We start from the raw sequence: 22,317 nt of genomic DNA on the forward strand, positions 1-22,317 counted from the left end.
GAAATGATGAACTTTTTTTACTTTCCCCATTATAATCAAAAAAAGAAGGAGATGTTAAGTCTCCTCCTCGTTTTTTTCATTATAATATTTTTTGTAAGAAATCTTGAGCACGCTGTGAAGACGGAGATTCAAAGAATTCTACAGGATTGGCATCCTCTACAATTTTCCCATCATCCATAAAAATCACACGGTCTGCCACTTCTTTTGCAAAGCCCATTTCATGTGTGACGATCATCAGCGTCATCCCAGATTGAGCGAGCTCTTTCATGACCTCTAATACTTCCTTTACCATTTCTGGATCAAGAGCAGACGTCGGCTCGTCAAAAAGCATGATGTCTGGTGTCATCGCAAGGGCACGTGCAATGGCGACACGCTGCTTTTGACCACCTGACAGCCGGTTCGGATAATCATCTTTTTTCTCTAAAAGTCCGACCTTTTTTAAAAGATCCTCTGCCTGCTTGATGCTGTCTTCCTTCGATTGGTTCTTTACATTCATTGGCGCATACGTAATATTTTCTAGCACTGTTTTGTGCGGGAATAAATGAAAATGCTGAAATACCATACCAATATTCTCGCGCACTTTTAGTGCATTTGTTTTTGGATTGGTAATTTCCGTCCCCTGAATCGTAATCACTCCAGAAGTCGGTTTTTCAAGTAAGTTAATACAGCGAAGAAATGTTGATTTTCCTGAACCAGATGGCCCGATGACAGCTACCACTTCGCCTTCTTTAATCGTGGTATCAATCCCTTTCAACACTTCATTTTTACCGAAAGATTTTGTGAGTTTCTCTATTTTAATCATTTGATTTTAACTTCCTTTCCACCGATTTGCCGACGAAGGTAAGAATAAGCACGATGACATAATAGATGAGACCCGCAAAAATAAGCGGTTCAAGATAGTTATAGGTGACGGCACCTGCTTGATAGGCTCGTCTCATGACATCGCCCAGTCCAATGACTGTGACAATCGCTGATTCTTTTGTCAGTGTAATCGTTTCGTTCACAAGTGCTGGTGAAATATTTTTGAATGCTTGCGGAAGCAATAAGTCCTTCATCATTTTAGCATACGGGATACCTAAAGCAACGGCCGCTTCTTTTTGCCCTTTATCAATGGCATTGATTCCTGCACGAATGATTTCAGATACGTACGCCGCCGAGTTTAGTGAAAAGGCGGCTACAGCTGCCCAGTATTGATCAATTTGAAAGCCGAGCAGCTGAGGAAGACCAAAATAAATAATCAAAAGCTGAAGCACAAGCGGTGTGCCTCGGAAGATTGACGTATAAAAATCGGCTAGCCAGATAAGTGGCTTAAATACACTAATTTTACAGAGCGTTAATAAGATTCCTAAAATAAAACCAAGAAACAGTGATACCACAACAATAGAAAGCGTTACTTTAAGACCTTCTAAAATAAAGGGCATCTGAGGTATGACATCTTTAAAATCCATCATGATATTCTCCTTTTTTTCCATCAGATAAAATCAAAGAATAAACAGGAAAAAAGTTCAACACATGTTGAACTTTTCAGCGCTTTCTACTTGATTTTCATGAATGACGCTGATCCTTTTCCTGACTTACTTTTCATCAGCAAACCATTTTTTAATGAGTTTATCAAGTTCGCCATTATCCTTCATTTCTTTTAAAGATTTATTGAATTTCGCTGTTAAGTCGCTATTTTTTTTGAATGCAATGGCTGAACCTTCGTTTGAGCTATTCAATCCAAATGCTTGGAAATCTTTTTCCTTTTTCAAGTAGCCAGCCGCTACTTTATCTTCAATAATAGCTGCATCAAAACGGCCTGCTTTAATTTCTTGAATGATATCAGAAATTTTATTACGATCTTCAACTGTTAAGTTATATTTCTTTTGCAATCCGTTTGCTTCATCTTGCTGGATAGAACCTAATTGAACGCCAACCGTTTTGTCTTTTAAATCTTTCTCTGTTTTTATACCGCTAGATTTTTTAGATACAACCAAGTTTTCAGCGTTGTAGTAAACATCTGAGAAATCAACTTGTTTTTTACGCTTTTCAGTAGGTGTCATGCCTGCAAGCACAATATCAGCTTTATTTGTTTTAAGAGCTGACACGAGGCTTGCAAAGTCCATATCTTGAATTTCTAGCTTGTAGCCGTTCTTTTTCGCTAGAGCTGTAGCAAGGTCGACATCAAAACCGATAATTTTATCACCGTCTTTTGATTCAAATGGCGGATAATCTGCTGAAGTCGCCATAATGAGTGTTTTGTCGTCTCCTGATGCGTTTGAATTATTAGAAGAAGTTCCGCATGCTGCTAATGCAGCTGCAAGACCAGCTGTCATAAGTAATAATAACCACTTTTTCATATGATAATGCCTCCTAGTATTTAAAATCATGAGTAGATTTGAATATTTATTCACTATAATGTATTTTAAACACTTTCTTTTTGATATGCAATAGTATTTTGCTAAAATTATTTTGATTCTTATGTCATGTAAAACAAAAAACAGACCGATCAAAAGACCGGACTGCCTCTAAATGATTCATTCAAAAGTAACATGTTACACTTCTTCGCAATACTCATCGAAAGCGGCTTGAAGTTTTGACACCACTTCCATCGGTTCATGTCCTTCGATTTCGTGACGTTCGACCATTTTAATGATCTTCCCGTCTTTTAATAGAGCAAATGATGGTGAAGATGGCGGGAAGCCTTCAAAGTATTCACGTGCTCTTGCGGTTGCTTCTTTGTCCTGTCCAGCAAACACTGTGAGCAATTGATCTGGACGCTTATCGTAATGAACAGAATAACCAGCCGCTGGTCTAGCAATACCGCCTGCACAGCCGCACACTGAATTCACCATGACAAGTGTCGTTCCTTTTTTCGTCAGCGCTTCATCGACTTCTTCAGCTGTTGTCAGTTCCGTATAACCTGCCTGTTTAATCTCTTCTCGTGCTTGTTTCACAATATCATTCATAAATAAATTAAAATCAATATTCATAACCGTCCACTCCTTCTACGACCAAACCATTTTAACTACATCATATCAAGGAAAACGCCGGCGGGCAAATGTCTTGTTTCGCCCCCTTCACTTTTTTCAAACGTCGTTTATGACCTGTGGAATTGGGGAAAAGTGATAGTAAAGTGATGAAAGGGAGAACTGCGTGATGGCACAATTCAAAAAAGCGATACTCATTTATAACGGAAATGCTGGACAAAAAAACATGGAAAAAACACTAGGTCAAACAGTGCCTCTTCTTTCTTTACATATTGATGAACTCATCCTTAAGCCTACAAAACAGCCGAATGATGCCTATCATTTCTGCCGTGAGATGGATGAGTCGGTTGAATTGCTGATTATACTAGGTGGAGACGGAACCGTCCATGAATGTATGAATGGAATTGGCGGTTTAGAAAAAAGGCCGACTGTAGCGATCTTACCTGGCGGGACGTGCAATGACTTTTCTAGAACGCTGGGCATCCCTCAGCAGATGCCAAAGGCCACTCAAATGGTGATAGATGGCACTGAAAAAAAGGTCGATTTAATCAAAGCAGAGGATCGATACCTTTTAAATTTTTGGGGGATTGGTCTCATCGCAGATACCTCAAACAATATTAATGATAAAGAAAAAGCTGTCCTCGGAAAAATCAGCTACTTCACGAGCGCTCTTCGAACCCTTCAGCAGACAGAACCTTTCTACGTACGCATTGAAACCGAAGAGGAAAACTGGGAAGAAGAAGCTGTGATTGTCCTTGTCATGAATGGGCACTTTATCGGTACAAATAAAATAGATCTGCCAAATGCTTCAATTGATGATGGAAAAGCCGAAATTTTAATTTGCAGAAATACGAGTTTCTCTGCTTTAAAAGAGATTTTTTCGATGAACCGTGAAGAGCTAGAGGATTTTAAAGGTGACTTGTCTCTTATACAAGCATCCCGCATTCATATTCATACTAAAGAGGAAATGGATGCAGATACAGATGGAGAAGTATACATGACCGCTCCTTCTTCCCTTGAAGTATTAAAACAGCATTTGACCTTTATCGTTCCAGCAGAATAAAGAAAACGCCTGCATCATTTCGATGCGGGCGTTTTTTTGATATAACGTCTGTATAAATATTCAAGTGCATACCCTAGCAGTGTACCTATCAGAAGGGAAATGCCTAATAAACTATTGGCGACTCCTTTAAATCCACCTATCATCAACAAGCAATAGGCGATTTGAATGATTGAAACGATTGATATGATGAGCAGTAAGCGTTCAGGATGATTGCGTGATTTGGAAATATACCGAAGAAAAGCGAACGCAATGGCTGTGATAAACATCAGACCGATCGTAAGAAAAGCAAAGAAATCTAATCCAGACATCTCATCGCTCCTTTCTGATTGATGTGGAAATCCCCCTCTCATTGTGAGAAGGGGACATATAAATGAGCTTAATAGACGGACGTCTCTTCGTCAATGCCTTCAAGAATTTGTTTGATTCTTTGCAGGAATCTACCGCATACAAGACCATCGAGTACTCTATGATCTAATGAAAGACAAAGATTCACCATATCTCTTGCGGCAATCATACCATTTACAATCATCGGGCGCTTTACAATAGATTCTACTTGTAAAATGGCTGCTTGCGGATAGTTAATGATCCCCATTGATTGAACCGAACCAAATGATCCTGTGTTGTTCACAGTGAAAGTGCCGCCTTCCATATCACTTTGCTTCAGTTTGCCTTGTCTGACCTTGAAAGCAAGTTCATGAATTTCCTTGGCGATTCCCTTAATCGTTTTCTCATCCGCATCTTTAATCACTGGGACAAAAAGAGCGTCATCTGTCGCAACAGCAATGGAGACATTGATCGCTTTCTTTTGAACAATTTTATCACCAGCCCACATGCTGTTCATTTCAGGGAATTCCTTTAAGGCCTGAGCCACTGCTTTGACAAAGAACGCAAAGAACGTCAAATTAAAGCCTTCTTTTGCTTTGAATTGATCTTTTAGCTGATTTCTTCTTGTCACAAGGTTTGTCACATCCACTTCCATCATCGTCCAGGCATGTGGAATTTCATGCTTGCTTCTTAGCATGTTTGCGGCAATCGCCTGTCTAATCGGAGTGACCGGCAGTTCAACATCTCCAGGCATTGAAGGGATGGAAGGAGCTGCTTTTCCTTGTGTCGACTGAGCAGGCTCTTTTTGACTTGTTCTTTCACTAGCAGGTGCTGCTGTTTCTTTTGCGCCTCCACTTTCGATAAGCTTCAGCAAATCTTTTCTTGTGATTCTGCCCCCAGCTCCCGTTCCTTGAACAGTCGCTAAATCAATTCCGTGCTCATCTGCTAAACGCAGGACTGCCGGAGAGTATCGTTTCTTTTGACTCTGATCCACATTTGTTTGGTCAGGTTCTGGTGCTTCATCTTGCGCAGGCGCCTCTTCTATTTTCGCACTCTGCTGCGCACTGCCTTCTACTTCAATTTCACAAAACACTTCTCCTACTTGAAGTGTATCACCCTCTGCAGCCGCTAGTTTAGTGATTGTTCCTGTAAAGGATGATGGAACCTCTGCATTTACTTTATCTGTCATGACTTCCGCAATCGGATCGTATTTATTCACATGATCGCCAGGTGAAACGAGCCATTTGCTAATGGTTCCTTCTGTTACACTTTCACCAAGCTGAGGCATTTTCATTTGTTCAGTTGCCACTTTGAAACCCTCCTCTTTCTTAAAACGCCGCTAGTTCTCTCATTTCAGCTTCTACCTTATCCGGATTAACCATGAAGAATTTCTCCATTGTCGGTGCATAAGGCATTGCAGGGATATCAGGTCCTGCTAGACGTTTAATAGGCGCATCTAAATCAAACAAGCAGTGCTCTGAAATGATGGCCGCTACTTCACTCATGATGCTTCCTTCTTTTGTATCTTCTGTTAACAAGAGAACTTTCCCTGTTTTTGATGCCGCTTCAATAATCGCTTCTTGATCAAGCGGGTACACTGTACGTAAATCGAGAATATGAGCAGAAATTCCGTCCTTCGCAAGGCGCTCTGCTGCTTGGAGGGCAAAATGAACACAAAGGCCATATGTAATGACCGTAATGTCATCGCCTTCTCGTTTCACATCCGCTTTTCCAATTGGGAGCGTATAATCCTCTTCAGGCACTTCTCCTTTAATGAGACGGTATGCACGTTTGTGTTCAAAGAACAATACAGGATCTGGATCACGCACTGCGGCTTTTAACAACCCTTTGACATCATAAGGTGTAGAAGGCATCACAATCTTTAAGCCTGGCTGATTGGCAAAAATGGCTTCGACCGATTGTGAATGATAAAGCGCCCCGTGTACGCCGCCCCCGTAAGGAGCACGAATGACCATTGGGCAGCTCCAATCATTATTGGAACGATATCTAATTTTTGCAGCCTCTGAAATGATTTGGTTGATGGCTGGCATAATAAAATCCGCAAATTGCATCTCTGCGATCGGACGCATTCCATACATAGCAGCCCCAATACCTACACCTGCAATCGCTGATTCGGCAAGAGGTGTATCCATGACGCGCGCTTCTCCAAATTGCTCGTAAAGACCCGCTGTTGCTTTAAATACGCCGCCTTTTTTCCCGACATCCTCTCCGAGCACAAACACTTTCGGATCTCGCTCCATTTCTTCTTTCATCGCTAGTGTAATAGCGTCTATATATGACATAACAGGCATTTTTCTTCCCCCTTACTCCGCATACACGTAACGAAGTGCGCTTTCTGCATCGGCATAAGCTGCATTTTCCGCTTCATCAGTGGCTTCGTTTACGATTTGCATGATTTCTTTGGTCATGTCTTCTTTCATTTCAGAAGTCATGATATTTCCTTCGATTAAGTACGTTTCATATTGAATGAGCGGATCTTTCTTTCTAGCTTCGAGCACTTCTTCTTTTTCTCGATAGCTAGAATCATCGTCATCACTTGAATGCGCAGTTAACCGGTAAGAAATGGTTTCGATCAATGTTGGGCCTTCGCCTCTTGCCGCACGGTCTCTCGCTTCTTTGACCGCTGCATACACTTCAAGCGGATCATTTCCATCAACCGTCACACCTGGCATTCCGTACCCTATTGCACGATCTGAAATACGCTCACATGCCACTTGTTTGTCATACGGGACAGAAATCGCATACTTATTGTTTTCACACATGAAAATAACAGGCAGCTTATGCACCGCAGCAAAGTTGGCGCCTTCGTGGAAGTCTCCTTGGTTTGAAGAGCCTTCACCGAACGTGACAAAGCTAACAAAATTCTTTTGCTCTAGACGCCCGGCAAGTGCGATGCCAACCGCATGAGGAACCTGTGTTGTCACAGGTGATGATCCAGTCACAATTCGGTTTGATCTTTGCCCAAAATGACCTGGCATCTGTCTCCCGCCTGAGTTTGGATCGTCTTTTTTCGCAAAACCAGACATCATTAAATCTTTCGCCGTCATCCCGAATGCAAGGACAACCCCCATATCACGGTAATAAGGTAAAACGTAATCCTCTTCCCTATTGAGGGCAAAAGCGGCACCGACTTGCTGCGCTTCCTGTCCTTGACAAGAGATGACGAATGGAATTTTTCCAGAACGGTTTAAAAGCCACATCCGTTCATCAATTTTTCTTGCTAAAAGCATGGTTCTATATATGTCAATCGCTTGTTCATCTGATAATCCTAATTCCTGATGACGCATGTTACTCATCATGTTTCCCTCCTTGATTAAAAATGGATCGCCTTTCCGTCAACAGCCAGTGCTGCCTCGCCAATTGCTTCTGACAAGGTTGGGTGCGGGTGGATCGTCTGCCCCACTTCCCACGGAGTTGCATCTAATACTTTGGCTAATCCAGCTTCAGATATCATATCTGTTACATGAGGACCAATCATATGAATCCCTAAGATATCATCTGTCTTTTGATCGGCAATGATTTTGACAAATCCATCAGACTCTCCAAAAACAAGCGCTTTTCCGATGGCCATGAAGGGAAACTTCCCAATCTTGACTTCGTAGCCTTGCTCTTTTGCCGCCTGTTCAGTCAGCCCAACACTAGCGGTTTCTGGGTGAGAGTACACACATTTAGACACGAGCGTTTCATCAAGCGGCTTTGGATCTTGACCAGCCATATGTTCTACTGCAATCATGCCTTCATGTGATGCGACATGCGCCAGCTGAAGACCGCCAATGACATCACCTATTGCGTAAATATGCGACTCTTTCGTTTGATAATGCTCATTCACGACAATGCCTTGCTTTTCTGTCTGAATGTCCGTGTTTTCAAGACCTATGCCTTCCACGTTTGGCACTCGGCCAACTGAAAGAAGCAGTTTCTCTGCTTCAAACGACTGAGTGTCTCCACCTTTTTCCACTTGGATCTTGACGAGATTCTCGTGCTTTTCGGCAGTATCTGGCAGAACCTTCGCATTTGTCACTAAGGTGATGCCCTTTTTCGTTAAAAGCTTTTCCATTTCTTTAGAAATATCTTGATCCTCTGTTGGTAAAATGCGATCTGCAAATTCGATCACTGTGACTTTTACGCCAAAATCATTGAGCATAGAAGCCCATTCGATTCCAATCACGCCTCCGCCGACAATCAGCATGGACTGAGGGAGTTCTTGCAGTTCAAGTGCTTCGTCTGATGTAAGGATGTGTGTTCCATCTGCTTCAAGTCCGGGTAGGACACGCGGTCTTGATCCAGTCGCAATGATGACCTGCTTAGGAATCAGCATTTCATTTTCATCGCCATTCGCCATTTCTACCGAGATAGTGCCTGGCATTGGCGAAAAAATCGAAGGGCCTAGGATACGGCCTATTCCTTCGTATACATCAATTTTACCTTGTTTCATTAAGTGTTTGACGCCGCCTGCTAATTTGTCGACAATCTCTGTTTTTCTTTTTTGTACGCTTGCAAATTGTAAGGCAATTCCGCTTGCTTCAACGCCAAAATCAGCGGCACGTTTGACCGTTTGATAGACTTCTGCACTTCTAAGCAGCGCTTTAGATGGGATACAGCCTTTATGAAGACATGTTCCACCGAGCTTTGATTTTTCTACGACTGCTGTTTTCAATCCAAGTTGAGAGGCACGAATGGCCGCTACATAGCCGCCTGTGCCTCCACCAAGAATGACGAGGTCATATTCAGTTGCCATGACTTGTCACTCCTTTCTCCGCCTTTTGATCATTTGGGTATTCTTTTGGTGATTCTTCTTCTTTTAAAATACGAAGCGCCCCTTCTGCTAAGGATTGCAATTCATTTTCGCCTGGGTACACAACAACATCTGAAATCCAGTCAATGTATCCTCTAATGCTTGACGTAATTTGTTTGCTGTACGCAAGGCCACCTGTTAACACAATGACGTCAACAGCTCCTTTTAAGACCGCACTAGCCGCACCGATTTCTTTGGCAATTTGATAGCACATCGCTTCATAAATAAGCACCGCACGCTCATCGCCTGCTTCAATCATTCGCTCTACTTTTACTGCATCTGTCGTACCAAGATAGCCTGCAAGACCGCCTTCGCCAATAATGCGTTTGAGCATTTCCTCTTGCGAATATTCACCAGAAAAGCATAAATTAACAAGGTCACCTGTTGGAAGAGTACCTGCCCGCTCTGGGCTGAAAGGGCCCTCGCCATGAAGACCGTTATTCACATCAATGACTTTTCCTTTTTGATGGACACCAATCGTAATTCCGCCGCCCATATGGGTAATGATCATGTTCAAATCTTCATAACGTTTTCCAAACGAAGCAGCCGTTTTTCTTGCGACTGCTTTTTGATTTAACGCATGAAAAATGCTTTTCCGTTCAATTGTTGGCAGTCCTGAAATACGAGCAATCGGCTGTAGTTCATCTACAACTACTGGGTCCACAATAAAAGCTGGGATGTTAAGACCAAGTGCAATTTCTCGGGCAATGATTCCGCCTAGATTAGAGGCGTGCTGGCCAGCATACCCTTCTTTTAGATCTTCAACCATTTGCTCATTTACTTCATATGTGCCACCTTCAATCGGACGAAGAAGACCACCGCGTGCGCAAACTGCATCAAACTTTGAGATGTTCATTCCCTGTTCATGCAGTGTTTTCAAAATGGTTTCTTTACGGAATGAAAATTGATCAATGATATGAGGAAACTGCTTGATTTCCTCATCTGTATGTCTTAATGTCGTTTCAAAAATAGATCGTTCATTATGAAACACACCGATTTTTGTTGAAGTAGAGCCAGGATTAATTGTGAGAATACGCCATTCTTTAGTCTGCAAAAACAAAACCTCCGTTTCAACTCATTCATCCATTTAGCGACGACTTAAAATATGTTGACCATTTTGCAGGAATTGGCTTCTTGATTTGCGCATTCTTTCAATTCGCTCTTCAGCCAATCGGTCTGCCGCTTTATAAGTTGGAATGGCATCACGGTTAGAGATTTCAATCACTCGCTCAATGTTTTGGTAAATGCCTTCTACTTTTTTCATTGCACGATCTGCATTATAGCCATAAAGCTCATCTGCAACGTTAATCACACCGCCTGCATTGATCACATAATCCGGTGCATACACAATGCCCATTTCATGAATAAGATCTCCATGATGTGTTTCTCTCAGCTGGTTATTCGCTGCACCTGCGATGACTTTTGCCTTTAATTTAGGAATCGTAACATCGTTAATGGTTGCACCGAGTGCACATGGTGCGTAAATATCACATTCTTGATCATAAATATTATCAGGGTCTACCGCTTTTGCACCGAAGTCTTCTACAGCTCGCTGAACTGAGTCTTTGTTGATATCAGTGACGATGAGCTGTGCGCCTTCTTCATGCAGGTGTTTACATAGGTTGTAAGCCACGTTTCCAACACCTTGAACGGCAATTGTTTTTCCTTCTAATGAATCTGTACCGAATGCTGCTTTTGCAGCTGCTTTCATCCCTTTATATACACCGTAAGCAGTCACTGGAGATGGATTTCCTGAAGAACCAAATGCAGGAGAGATGCCTGTGACAAAGTCTGTTTCTTCATGGATAAGATCCATATCTTCTACCGTTGTACCGACATCTTCAGCGGTGATATAACGGCCATTTAATCCTTGAATGTAACGGCCAAAAGCACGGAACATTTCTTCATTCTTTTCTTTTCTCGGATCACCAATGATGACCGTTTTACCGCCGCCAAGGTTAAGCCCTGCCGCCGCATTTTTATAAGTCATACCTCTCGCAAGACGCAAGGCATCTTCGATAGCTGCTTCTTCATTTTCATATGTCCACATTCTTGTTCCGCCGAGTGCTGGCCCAAGTGTTGTATCATGAATGGCAATGATGGCTTTTAAACCAGACTGTTCATCCTGACAAAATACAAGCTGTTCATAATCGTATCGTTCCATATATTTAAAAAGTTCCATTTTCTATTCCTCCTAATACTTTCACTTAATTTGATGTACAGATGGCAAGTGCAATTGAATAGAGCTTGCTTTCAGCTGAATCAGACCGACTTGTTAAAGCAATCGGTGCTTTCGCTCCTGCCACCACAGCTCCCACTTTTGCATGAGCAAAGTAGATGAGAGATTTATAAAGAATGTTGCCTGCTTCAATGGTTGGCACAAGCAAAATATCTGCATGACCAGCCACATCACTCGTAATATTTTTATGAGAAGCTGCCGTTTGAGAAATGGCATTATCTAAAGCAAGCGGCCCATCAATCAGGCAGCCAGAAATTTGACCTCTTCGATTCATTTGCGCAAGACTTGCAGCTGTGAGCGTCGAATCCATCGCTGGGTTTACGACTTCTACCGCTGATAATACCGCCACTTTGGGCATATCATTTCCGACAGCTTGTGCGACTTGAACGGAATTCACCGTAATTTCTTTCAGCATATTTAAATCAGGCGCAATGTTCATCGCAGAGTCCGTCACATAGATAAAACGGTCAAAGCCCGGTACTTCGAAGGCTGCAACATGTGAAAGGACACTCGCTGTCCGAAGCCCATATTCTTTATTTAGGACAGCTTTTAACAGTACGGCTGTCGGGACATGACCCTTCATGAGAATATCTGCATGATTTTCACTTACTGCCTGAACGGCAATTTTTGCAGATTCTTCTGGTGAATCTGAATGAATAATATCTATCCAGTCTTCATTGATCTCATGCTGTTTGACTAGCTCCTTTAGGTTGCGTTTGTTTCCAACCAGCAGGAAGCGAGCGACTTTTCGTTCGATTGCCATTTTGATGGCATGAAGCACTTCTTCGTCTTCTGCATGAGCCACAGCCGCTGTTCTATTCTGCAGCTGCGAGGCTTTGATAATCAGATCGTCAAGCTTCATACTTGCCCACCTTTCCTTGTGCTCGGTTCCTCTTTTTATATGCAAGTTCCGTGCCAGCTTGAAATGTGTGAAAAATAAACCTTTTCGCAAAGAAATCATGCAATTTTTTGCAGGTTACGTGCATGTTACTGCATGCTATCTTTTGCAAGCTGATACTTATCCATTTTATAGTAAAGATTGCGAATGCTGATCCCTAATGTTTTCGCTGTTTTTGTGCGATTGAATTGATGTTTTTCAAGGGTTTGTTTGATCAGCTGCGCTTCAAATGCTTCTACAGCATCCGAGAGCGTCTCCCCCTCAAATTGACTTACAGCCAGTTCCTGCTGCTCTTTTTCCTCATGCTCGTCTGACTCCATGAAGGCGATATGTGCTTCATCGATCCATTCTTCTTGCGGATTCAAAAAGATCATCGCTCGTCCAAGCACATTTTCAAGCTCTCTCACGTTGCCTGGCCAGCTATATGATCGAAGTCTATGAAGCGCACGATCTGTTAAGCCGCTGACGTTTCGCCCATAGTCTAAATTGATCTTTTGGATGAGGCGTTTACTTAATGATTCAATATCTTCGAGACGCTGTCTGAGTGGTGGAATCGATATCGGGTATCTGTTCATTCGATAATATAAATCCTCTCTGAACTTACCTTCTGCCATCGCCTTTTCAATATTGACATTTGTCGCTGTGATCACACGCACATCGACCGGTATCGCTTTCGTTCCGCCTACCCGTACAATTTCTTTTTCTTGCATGACACGTAGCAATTTCGCTTGTGTACTTGGCGTCATTTCACCGATTTCATCTAAAAAGATGCTGCCTTGATTGGCTTCTTCAAACAGCCCTTTTTTCCCGCCTCGCCTTGCACCAGAAAACGCTCCTTCCTCGTAGCCAAACAGTTCTGACTCTAAAAGAGTTTCTGATAAGGCAGCACAGTTGACACGGACAAAGCGGTTGTACTTGCGATCACTTTCATTGTGAATGGCATGTGCAAACAGCTCTTTCCCAGTACCTGATTCTCCACGGAGTAAAATGGTTGCCGGCGTTTTTGCACCCAGCTTTGCCTGCTCAAGTGCGACAAGCATTTGTTCACTTTCTCCAATAATGTCTTCAAATGTGTACTTTGCTTCAAGTGTTCGGATGAGCTGCCTTGCTTTATTTAATTCATTCGTCAATGATTGAATTTCGGATACATCGTGAATGACCCCGACACTGCCTTTTAGAATGCCGTCCACAATAACAGGTGCTACATTGACGATGACATCTTTTTTGTTTGGACCAACCTTCATTCTGACGCCTCGAACAGGTCTTCTTGTTTCAAGCACCTTTAAGTGCATGCTTTCCCCTTCGGAAATATCAGCTCCTGCTGGTTTCCCCACGACCTCTTTATCCGTTAAACCGGTCATTTTCGTATAAGCACGGTTGATCAAAATACCTTTCCCCTGCTCATCGACAACCGATATGGCTTCATCCGATGATTGAATAATCGCCTCAAGCATCGTTCTTACTTCTTTGAGGTTTGTCACTTCTTCCGCAAGCTCCACCGCATCTGTAATATCTTTAAAGATGGATAAAGCACCTAACATTCTCCCCGCGTCATCAATAATCGGCAGACGGGTGGTCACAATTTGAATTTGCTGATTCAAAAATTGCTTTTGATTAAATTCCGGCTCCCTTGACCTTAATATATCGGGAAGTTTCGTGTTCGGAATCACTTCTCGAATGTGACGGCCAATCGCATCCTTTTGCGAGCATCCCACCATTTTGGCAGCCGATCGATTAAACAGGACCACTTCTTCATCCATATTAATAAAAATCATGCCATCATTCGTTGCATTAAAAATGCGGTCATGTTTATAGGTTTGTTCCTTCAATATTTGAATAAGCTGTTGTTTCTCTGCCATTAATTCTGAAATGACGTATGCCATCGAGCTTGGCACAATCACAGCATGCTCTGGTTTTTGTTCAATTAGTTCCTTCAGTACAGCAGAACTGCCTGTGGTTTCAATGATGATATCAATGTCATCTTTTATGTATTCTTTCCAATCCGTCGTCGTCTCAATTCCATTCTTTTTCGCTTCATCCATCCCCGGTGCCTCGAGATCAAGGTCGGCGATCGCAATGATTTGAACCGTATTTGTTTTCAGCAATGTTTCAAGCAGTGCTGATCCACCTTGTCCTGCACCGACAATCAAGACTCTCTGCATCCCGTTACCCCTTTATATGAAAAATTTTGCACACCATATTTTTCCGTTGCAAAAAATTGCACAACACCTATATTACCACGTTTTCCTTTCTTGACAAAATATTTTTTGAATTAGACAATGGAAGTAAATGACGTTTAAGGGGACATTTGATGGGGAGAATACTGGCATTAGTGATTATTTTAATACCTGGAGCCTTTGCAGCACTTGGCATTAAGCTGCTGCGTGACACTGTTTTCGGCATCATCATTGCACCATTTCCATATTTATGGCTGCAAGGAATTGCAGGGTTGTTATTTTTAGGGGGAGGTCTTTATGTTGTTGCAGGATTTATTTTATATAGGGACCGTAAACGAAATAAAGTAACAACTCGTTTTAAGCAAAGGTAATCATGAAAAAGACCCGCTGTTGATAGCAGGTCTTTATTTCATTTCTTCTCTTATTTTGACGGCTCGATCAGGAAAATCAGTAAAGATTCCATCAACACCCAATGTCAACATATTTTTTATTTGCTTCTCACTGTTTACAGTAAACGGTCTAATCACTTGTTGGTCCGCATGGAGAGCGGCTACTACTTCTTTTGTCACCCCAGCGCCCTTTATATTCGGATGGTAGCCCTTTGCCGGGATTGTTTTTAAATACATGTCCGGCTGATGAATCACATCCATTGTGAGGACCGCCAGTTCAATGTGCGGCATCAGCTTGTGAAAAAGAGCTAAGCTGCCGTGATGAAATGATGAGACAAGCACTCGATCCTCTATTTGAAAGTGCTCAATTTGCTCTTTTACTTTTTCTTCAATCCCTGGATATCGATAAATAGAGTTTTTTAATTCAATGTTGATCATAAAGGATGGTCTCTGCGTCACTAGCTCTAATACTTCTTCTAATAGAGGAATGGAGACCGCACCCGTTTCTTCATAGAAAGAATGACTCGCATCTCCTCTTTTTAACTCTTCATATGTATAGTCTTTCACTAACCCTTTCATATTGGTCGTTCGGTTCAGCTTTTCATCGTGAATGACAGCCAGCCTGCCGTCTTTGGTGAGCTGAACATCAAGCTCAATCCCATCCGCTCCAGAATGGAGTGCGTGCTCAAAGGCAATCATGGTGTTCTCTGGATAGTTTCCTTTAAAGCCTCTATGTGCAAAAATTTTCGTCATATGCCACCTCTAAATATGATGATTACCTATATTATGACGTGTCTGTTTTCGTTTTTCCAGTTTGAGCACATAAAAAAACCTCTTCTGATTAGAGAGAAGAGGTTGACAGGTAAATTCGATCACGTAATCGCTCTGATGGCTTGCTCTGTCGTCTCTGCGTCAAGAGCAAAAAGGGAAGAAACAACTGCGACTGCTGTAACGATTGTTACACCTAACAACAACTTTTTCATAAGATAACCTCCACTTTCTTTTGAAGTATTTGTGCATCGAATTTCTTTTCAAGAAAACGAATGGCATTTTGATAATCATTTCGTTCCTTGAAGTATTTCGATATTTGTTCAGACAAATCCTCAAGCTCCACATATAATCTATTTTTTTCTATGTAGTCTAATTTTTCAGAGAATACGTCTGCTGCTCCACTATTTTCGCACATCAAATCCAAAATTTCAAATTTTACTATATATTCATTATTTTGGATATCGCAGCTATATTGAATCCCCTCTTTAATATATTCTTTCGCCTCATGATCTCCTAAATGAACTAAGGCATTTGCGAGAACATATAAAGATTGGATGAAATAATGGCTATTGTCGCGATGAATTTGAATGCTCATCCCTTTTTTGGCGTATTGCGCACTTTTTTCATAATCAGGTTTTGCGTAATAAAGAACCGCTAAATTGTGATAGCACTTCCCAATCAGCACTTCATTGTTAATGCGCTTACTTTTCTCAAGTGCCTCTTGGTACTTTTCCTCAGCTTCATCAAACTGTAGTAAATCAATACAGTTGCTCGCATGTAAGATCAAGCTGTCAATCGCCTGTGCGGTATATTCTTCATGCGCTTTAAACGTATCAATGGCTTTTTTAATATGATTAATGGAAATGAAATTTTGCTTCAGTTCGTAATAAATGGAAGCGACTTTATGATGAAAAGTTCCGACTTCAAGATCTTCATTCACACGTTTTAGCCGCTGCTCAGCAATCTTATAAAAACTAATCGCCTCATCATATTTTTTGACATAGGCAGCATATTGGCCTTTATAAAAGTAAAAATAAAAATTAATAATGTCATCTGCTTTTTCATCCAGCGTTCCGACACTTTTCATAATCTGATTGGCTTTTTCAATATTTCCAAGTAACATTTCATGTCTGCCGTCGACTAGCTGATAATAAAGAAGAACTTCTCGGTCCTCATCTGTATTTTTTAGCAAATTCTGAATTTTCTCTTTATAAACAGCAGATTTTTCTAGGTCATTCTGAGAAATGACCCTCGTCCACTTGCTAATTTCGTTCGCAACCTCAGCAGAGTGGATTTTCAGCTTTCCCATAACCTCACCCTCTTCTTTTCATTATTATAGCATAGTAAAAGAATGTGAAAATTATTAAATTCGACAATGGGAATATTCAGTTCAAATGGCACAATCTCTAAGAAGCCAGTGACTTTAAAACGCCAACCAATCAGGTCAATAGAAATAGAACTTTCGATCTCATTTGCTTTATTTACCAATTACATAAGACCTTTTCCTCTCATCCTTTTTCTTACGAATGAGCGTTTTCTTCTTCTATAAGCCAATTGATTAGCGTAGCTGATTACCACTATTTTATGTCCTATTCATTTCTTTCATGCTTTATTTTTCATTTTATTCTGAAAATAAAGCGACCCGTTTGTCCAATTTAAACATTAAAGATGATTTTATCAACATAACCATTTTTTAGCAATATTTTACGAAAATAAAAAAACGCCTCATTGAAGAAACGTTTTTTTATGGAAGGTGACTTAGCTTGCTCTATGCTCTAAACGCAGACGATCAGCCACCATCGCAATAAATTCTGAATTGGTCGGTTTGGCTTTTGACATGCTGACTGTGTAGCCAAAGAGTGACGAAATGGAGTCAATATTCCCTCTGCTCCAAGCCACTTCAATGGCATGACGAATCGCTTGTTCTACCCTGCTGGCTGTCGTGTTAAATTTCTTTGCAATGTCTGGGTACAATACTTTTGTAATACTGCCGAGTAGTTCAATATCATTGTACACCATTGAAATGGCTTCTCTTAAGTATAAATAACCTTTAATATGAGCTGGCACACCAATCTCATGAATAATCGTCGTAATGCTCGCATCTAAGTTCTTACGTTTCGGTTCAGGTTTACTGCGAAGGACACTGTTTTGGATAGATGAAGATCGATGGCTGACTTGTGTGCCGTTTCCACTGACTTGACGAATATGACCTACGAGGTTTTCCATATCGAATGGTTTCAAAATGAAATAGGATGCGCCCAAATCGACTGCTTTTTTCGTTACGTCTTCTTGTCCGAAAGCCGTCAGCATAATGACACTTGGCTGTTTGGTCATTTCATTGTTTTCACGGAGGCGTTCCAGTACAGCAAGACCGTCTAAATGAGGCATGATAATATCTAAGAGGAGAACGTCGGGCTCTTTATCTTTAAATAATGTCAGACATTCCTGACCATTATACGCCACGCCAAGTACTTCCATATCTTCCTGTCCCTCAATATACTCTGTCAAAAGGCCAACAAGTTCTCGATTGTCATCAGCTACACACACTTTAATTTTCTCCACGTTCTTTCCTCCCCAATGTCGATTCCTTAGTCTTTTGCATTTCTCTTCTGAGTGTTCAATTCGACAAAACCATGCTATCCCCTTTAAAAAAGTTTAATTTTCCGAATAATAGAGCATTATCTAGCTTTTTCTACGTTTTTCTTAATGAATCGACGATTATTGCAATTTGACAACACACTGTTTTCCATTTTGTCGAAAAATCTCTTTTTCCTTATTTTATAACATGATGGAAGAGAAAGAAAGGGTAGAAAAAAACTGCCGGAAGATTCGCGGCAGTTTTTCATCAGCTTGCTTTTTTGTTTTTTTGATAAAGATCAATTCCTGCTTCTGACAGCATCCATTCAATGTGTACGCCGTATCCGCTTGTCGGGTCATTAACGAACACGTGAGTGACCGCTCCAATGACTTTGCCTTTTTGGATGATCGGACTTCCGCTCATTCCTTGAACGATCCCGCCCGTTTTGCTTAATAAACGTTCATCTGTTACTTTAAGCACCATTCCTTTTGTTGCCGGGAATTTTTGCGGTGTTGTGCTGACGATTTTAATATCAAATTTCTCTACTTTATCATGGTCCACAACCGTTAATATTTCGGCTGGACCTTCTTTTACTTCACTTGATAATGCGACTGGAAGTGGTTTGTCTGCTACATGATTTTCAAGTTTTTCGGTTAACGTACCAAATATACCGAATGGACTGTTACGTGAAATATCACCTATCGTTTTTCTTTCGGAAGAAAACCTGGCCAATTTTTCTCCAGGGTTGCCTCCTGTCCCTTTTTCAATGGATGTGACGGTTGATCTGACAATTTCACCATTGTCGACCACGATTGGTTTTTTTGTATCCATGTCAGAAATCACATGCCCAAGGGCGCCATATTTTTTAGAAGATGGTTCAAAGAAGGTCATCGTCCCGATTCCTGCTGCGGAATCACGAATATAAAGACCGATTCGATAAGTACCTTCACTTGCATCTTTCGCGGGTGTTAATGTCGTTTGAAAGGTTTTATGGTCTCTTTTTATGAGTAAATGAAGGGTTTCCCCCGTTTTTCCGGCTTTCTGAATAAATGGGGTGAGGTCATTCATCTTCTCCATTTTCTGACCATTGATCTCAATGATCATATCCCCTGATTGAATGCCTGCAGCTTCACCTGGTGATTTTTTGCCGTCTGCTGTTGTGATTTGATGAAAACCGACAACGAGAACTCCTACAGAGTGGAGTTTGACGCCAATGGATTGTCCTCCAGGAATGACTTTTAATTCGGGAAGAACATCGACTTTTGTTTTCTTAATAGGAAATCCTTTAAAATCATAAACAATTTCGGCTTTTCCCGCCTTTTGTCCCGTTACTTCAAGTTGATTCTTTTTCTCTGAAAGACTAAAGGCTGGTGAAGAAGCATTGGCTGACGCTTCAATGGATGTATCAATCGAATGCTTCTCGTGTTCAAATACTGCGACAGTTGTTGGAATGCTGATATATTCCTTCACTATGCTCATAAACCCTGTACTTATTAAAGAAACAAGGAGAATCACACCAATGGCTTTTCTCATCTTTTCGGGCATTCATTTTTCACTCTCCTCGCTCCTTACCCACACCAGAACATTAATGTTTTGGCTACATCTTTACTTTTGCCTTCTTAGCGAGGATTTATAACCGGCACCTTTAGAAAATGATTGGATAAATTGATAAAAGAAAAAGACGATTTCATGCGTATATACGGCGAACATGAGACAATATAAAAAAGGCAGCTGTTGTTTCAGCTACCCTGTCGTTTTGACATCATTTGCTTGGTGCAGTAATTCTTTTGCATGCTGTTTTGTGAGCTCAGTGACTTCTACACCAGCAATCATTCGGCCAATTTCACTCACTTTTTCATCATCACTGAGTGGTTTGACGTTCGTCATTGTTCTACCAGCTTTAGCGCGTTTAGAAATAAAAAGATGTGTATCAGCCATTGCTGCGACTTGCGGTAGATGGGTAATACAGAGTACTTGTGAGCCTACTGCTACTTTATAAATTTTTTCAGCAATGGCTTGTGCGACTCTGCCGCTAACGCCCGTATCCACTTCATCAAATATAATGGACGTCACTTCTTGTTTCGCTGAGAAAATACTTTTCACTGCCAGCATGACACGTGAAATTTCTCCTCCAGATGCTACTTTTGACAAAGATTTCATTGGTTCACCCGGATTTGTAGAAATGACAAATTGCGCTTGATCTATGCCATTTCTCCCGAGCTGTACGGGTTTTCCATCTAAAAGTGGGCAGTCCGTACTGCCAAATGGTGCATATCGAATCGTAAAAGCGGTATCAAAAGAAGACTTCTCCATATATAAATCCTTCAATTCAGCTTGAATGTGCTTCGCCAGTTTTTTCGCCCATTTTTTACGGAGCTCTGACAAGTTAAGCGCTTCAAGCAATGCATCCCGGCTTATCGCATCAAGTTTGTTTTTAAGTGTCTGCAAATGGCTGTCTCGATTTTGGATTTGGTCTATCTCCTCTTCAATCTTAGCCGCATATTCTAAAATTTCCTCAACGGTTGTGCCGTATTTTCGCTTCAGCTGCTTCATCTCATTTAGTCTAGACTCAATAAAATCAAGACGGGCTGGGTCAAATTCTAATTGATCAAGCATGCTGCGCATTTGAAAAGTAGAATCTTCTAATAAATAATAGGAGTTTGACACTTGCTCAGAGAGCTTTTTCAGATCGTCGTTGATCTCAGAAACTTGATCAAGCTCGCTTGAAGCCATCCCAACCCAATCAAGTCCTCCCTGCTCATTACGCAGAGCATTATATGCGTTTTGAAGTGAGGAAAAGATTTTTTCAAAATTGCTGATTTGATGACGTTCCTCTTGAAGCTTCTCATCTTCCCCAGGCTCTAATTGTGCCGCTTCAATCTCTTCCAGCTGAAATTGCAATAAGTCTAACCGGTGAACCATTTCCTGTTCATTTTCAGACAGCTGTTTGAGTTTTTGCGCCGTCTTCATATATTGATCATACGCTTCTTGATACTGCGAGAGAGCAGGTGCAATTTCTTCTGCTCCAAATTGATCAAGCAAATGTAAATGATTTTCATCTTCCATTAACAGCTGATTATCGTGCTGTCCATGTATATCAAGCAAAAGCCGGCCAACTTCTCTTAAAAGCGAGATGGTGACAAGCTTACCATTAATGCGGCAAATGCTTTTCCCGCTTTGATTGATATCACGGCGAAGAATCATCATTTCATCAGATGCATCAATTCCTTGCTCCTCGCAAAGAGCAAATACAGGATGATCTGCTGGTACAAGAAAAAGACCTTCCAGCTCTGCTTTTTTTTCACCATAACGGACAAATTCGGATGATCCTCTTCCCCCTACGAGAAGTGAGACAGCGTCAATCATGATTGATTTTCCGGCACCTGTTTCCCCTGTTAGAACTGTGAGTCCTTTTTCAAACGAAACCGTTAACTCCTCAATGATTGCAAAGTTTTTAATGGTTAGTTCTGCTAACACTCATTTGACACCTCTTTTTGTAAACCTGATCTCTTTATAGAAGTTCTAAAATTTTAGACGAAACGGTATCCGTATCATCTGGCGTGCGGCAAATGATTAAGATGGTATCATCCCCACAAATGGTTCCCATAATTTCTTCCCAATCTAAATTATCCATTAAAGCACCGATGGCTTGAGCGTTCCCAGGCATTGTTTTTAGAACGATTAAATGACTGGCAGCATCCATTTTAATAAATGCGTCCATTAAGGAACGCTTTAATTTTGATAGCGGGTTAAACCGCTGATCTGCAGGAAGGCTGTATTTATATGTTCCATTATTTGTTGGCACTTTGACTAAATGCAGTTCTTTGATATCTCTTGATACGGTCGCCTGTGTGATGTTATATCCATCCGCTTTCAAAATATCGACTAATTCGTCTTGTGTTTCGATTTCTTGGCTTGCGATAATTTCTCTAATCTTAATATGTCTTTGACCTTTGTTCATTTTGACCCCCCTAGGCGTTAGAATCTCAGTTTGTCTTTACGTTCTATGTTATATGATGCACACTTCAAAAAACAAGCATTACGTGAGAAACGGTTAATTCTGATCTTTTGACCATGTAAAAAGGAATAATAG

General features: G+C 41.2%; 21 protein-coding genes. 2 read left to right on the forward strand and 19 right to left on the reverse strand.

Features of this window, described 5'->3' with window-relative positions:
• Positions 1-79: 79 nt before the first annotated feature.
• The 4 genes from ACNO7B_RS10995 to ACNO7B_RS11010 all read right to left on the reverse strand — a co-directional run bounded on the left by ACNO7B_RS10995 (position 80) and on the right by ACNO7B_RS11010 (position 2,972).
• Positions 80-802: an amino acid ABC transporter ATP-binding protein gene (locus ACNO7B_RS10995; RefSeq protein ID WP_008342240.1), complete on the reverse strand. Its 723-nt coding sequence runs from the start codon at positions 800-802 to the stop codon at positions 80-82.
• Positions 795-1,448 (reverse strand): amino acid ABC transporter permease, encoded by a 654-nt coding sequence (locus tag ACNO7B_RS11000; RefSeq protein WP_008342239.1) that lies wholly within the window; start codon positions 1,446-1,448, stop codon positions 795-797. The genes ACNO7B_RS10995 and ACNO7B_RS11000 overlap by 8 nt, the downstream gene beginning before the upstream one ends.
• A gap of 126 nt (positions 1,449-1,574) precedes the next feature.
• The gene (locus tag ACNO7B_RS11005; RefSeq protein WP_008342238.1) at positions 1,575-2,339 is read right to left on the reverse strand and encodes a transporter substrate-binding domain-containing protein; all 765 of its coding nucleotides are present in this window, start codon (positions 2,337-2,339) and stop codon (positions 1,575-1,577) included.
• Positions 2,340-2,534: 195 nt separating this feature from the next.
• A complete protein-coding gene (locus ACNO7B_RS11010) occupies positions 2,535-2,972 on the reverse strand; it encodes a BrxA/BrxB family bacilliredoxin (RefSeq protein ID WP_007501138.1) in 438 nt (145 codons plus the stop codon).
• A gap of 166 nt (positions 2,973-3,138) precedes the next feature.
• Between ACNO7B_RS11010 and ACNO7B_RS11015 the strand changes: the two genes are divergently transcribed.
• Complete coding sequence (locus ACNO7B_RS11015; RefSeq protein WP_417901497.1) at positions 3,139-4,032, forward strand: YegS/Rv2252/BmrU family lipid kinase; 894 nt, start codon at positions 3,139-3,141, stop codon at positions 4,030-4,032.
• 14 nt (positions 4,033-4,046) lie between these two features.
• On the opposite strand, the gene ACNO7B_RS11020 is transcribed toward ACNO7B_RS11015, so the two are convergent.
• The 9 genes from ACNO7B_RS11020 to ACNO7B_RS11060 all read right to left on the reverse strand — a co-directional run bounded on the left by ACNO7B_RS11020 (position 4,047) and on the right by ACNO7B_RS11060 (position 14,471).
• Positions 4,047-4,340, reverse strand: a complete 294-nt coding sequence (locus ACNO7B_RS11020) for a YesK family protein (protein ID WP_008342236.1) — start codon at positions 4,338-4,340, stop codon at positions 4,047-4,049.
• A 68-nt stretch (positions 4,341-4,408) separates the two neighbouring features.
• On the reverse strand, positions 4,409-5,665 hold the full coding sequence (locus ACNO7B_RS11025; protein ID WP_417901498.1) for a dihydrolipoamide acetyltransferase family protein: 1,257 nt from the start codon (positions 5,663-5,665) through the stop codon (positions 4,409-4,411).
• 19 nt (positions 5,666-5,684) lie between these two features.
• Positions 5,685-6,668 (reverse strand): alpha-ketoacid dehydrogenase subunit beta, encoded by a 984-nt coding sequence (locus ACNO7B_RS11030; protein ID WP_007501148.1) that lies wholly within the window; start codon positions 6,666-6,668, stop codon positions 5,685-5,687.
• Between the two features lie 12 nt (positions 6,669-6,680).
• On the reverse strand, positions 6,681-7,673 hold the full coding sequence (locus ACNO7B_RS11035) for a thiamine pyrophosphate-dependent dehydrogenase E1 component subunit alpha (protein WP_417901499.1): 993 nt from the start codon (positions 7,671-7,673) through the stop codon (positions 6,681-6,683).
• 17 nt (positions 7,674-7,690) lie between these two features.
• Positions 7,691-9,115, reverse strand: coding sequence for a dihydrolipoyl dehydrogenase (gene lpdA / locus ACNO7B_RS11040; RefSeq protein WP_099496599.1), 1,425 nt, complete (start codon positions 9,113-9,115; stop codon positions 7,691-7,693).
• Positions 9,105-10,226 (reverse strand): butyrate kinase, encoded by a 1,122-nt coding sequence (gene buk / locus ACNO7B_RS11045; RefSeq protein ID WP_417901500.1) that lies wholly within the window; start codon positions 10,224-10,226, stop codon positions 9,105-9,107. The genes lpdA and buk overlap by 11 nt, the downstream gene beginning before the upstream one ends.
• Positions 10,227-10,259: 33 nt before the next feature.
• Positions 10,260-11,354, reverse strand: coding sequence for a branched-chain amino acid dehydrogenase (gene bcd / locus ACNO7B_RS11050; RefSeq protein WP_417901501.1), 1,095 nt, complete (start codon positions 11,352-11,354; stop codon positions 10,260-10,262).
• Between the two features lie 25 nt (positions 11,355-11,379).
• Entirely contained in the window at positions 11,380-12,273 is an 894-nt protein-coding gene (yqiS, locus tag ACNO7B_RS11055) for a phosphate butyryltransferase (protein WP_417901502.1), read from the reverse strand.
• Positions 12,274-12,398: 125 nt separating this feature from the next.
• Positions 12,399-14,471, reverse strand: a complete 2,073-nt coding sequence (locus ACNO7B_RS11060; protein ID WP_007501157.1) for a sigma-54 interaction domain-containing protein — start codon at positions 14,469-14,471, stop codon at positions 12,399-12,401.
• Between the two features lie 149 nt (positions 14,472-14,620).
• On the opposite strand from ACNO7B_RS11060, the gene ACNO7B_RS11065 reads away from it, so the two are divergent.
• A complete protein-coding gene (locus tag ACNO7B_RS11065) occupies positions 14,621-14,857 on the forward strand; it encodes a DUF2627 domain-containing protein (RefSeq protein ID WP_017357960.1) in 237 nt (78 codons plus the stop codon).
• A gap of 33 nt (positions 14,858-14,890) precedes the next feature.
• Here ACNO7B_RS11065 and ACNO7B_RS11070 read toward each other — a convergent pair whose 3' ends face one another.
• From ACNO7B_RS11070 to ahrC, 6 genes are all read right to left on the reverse strand, one after another.
• A complete protein-coding gene (locus tag ACNO7B_RS11070) occupies positions 14,891-15,628 on the reverse strand; it encodes a glycerophosphodiester phosphodiesterase (protein ID WP_125590456.1) in 738 nt (245 codons plus the stop codon).
• A 226-nt stretch (positions 15,629-15,854) separates the two neighbouring features.
• Complete coding sequence (locus ACNO7B_RS11075; RefSeq protein ID WP_019743381.1) at positions 15,855-16,955, reverse strand: Rap family tetratricopeptide repeat protein; 1,101 nt, start codon at positions 16,953-16,955, stop codon at positions 15,855-15,857.
• A gap of 449 nt (positions 16,956-17,404) precedes the next feature.
• Positions 17,405-18,208 carry a sporulation transcription factor Spo0A gene (gene spo0A, locus ACNO7B_RS11080; RefSeq protein WP_417901503.1) on the reverse strand — a complete coding sequence of 268 codons (804 nt, stop codon included), beginning with the start codon at positions 18,206-18,208 and terminating at the stop codon, positions 17,405-17,407.
• 283 nt (positions 18,209-18,491) lie between these two features.
• Positions 18,492-19,769 (reverse strand): SpoIVB peptidase, encoded by a 1,278-nt coding sequence (gene spoIVB / locus ACNO7B_RS11085; RefSeq protein WP_417901504.1) that lies wholly within the window; start codon positions 19,767-19,769, stop codon positions 18,492-18,494.
• A gap of 198 nt (positions 19,770-19,967) precedes the next feature.
• Positions 19,968-21,701, reverse strand: a complete 1,734-nt coding sequence (gene recN, locus ACNO7B_RS11090) for a DNA repair protein RecN (protein WP_417901505.1) — start codon at positions 21,699-21,701, stop codon at positions 19,968-19,970.
• A 34-nt stretch (positions 21,702-21,735) separates the two neighbouring features.
• Positions 21,736-22,185 (reverse strand): transcriptional regulator AhrC/ArgR, encoded by a 450-nt coding sequence (gene ahrC / locus ACNO7B_RS11095; RefSeq protein ID WP_007501163.1) that lies wholly within the window; start codon positions 22,183-22,185, stop codon positions 21,736-21,738.
• Positions 22,186-22,317: the final 132 nt, after the last annotated feature.

It is taken from the genome of Bacillus sp. AK25, assembly GCF_048270685.1.
Classification (GTDB): Bacteria; Bacillota; Bacilli; order Bacillales; family Bacillaceae; genus Bacillus; species Bacillus altitudinis.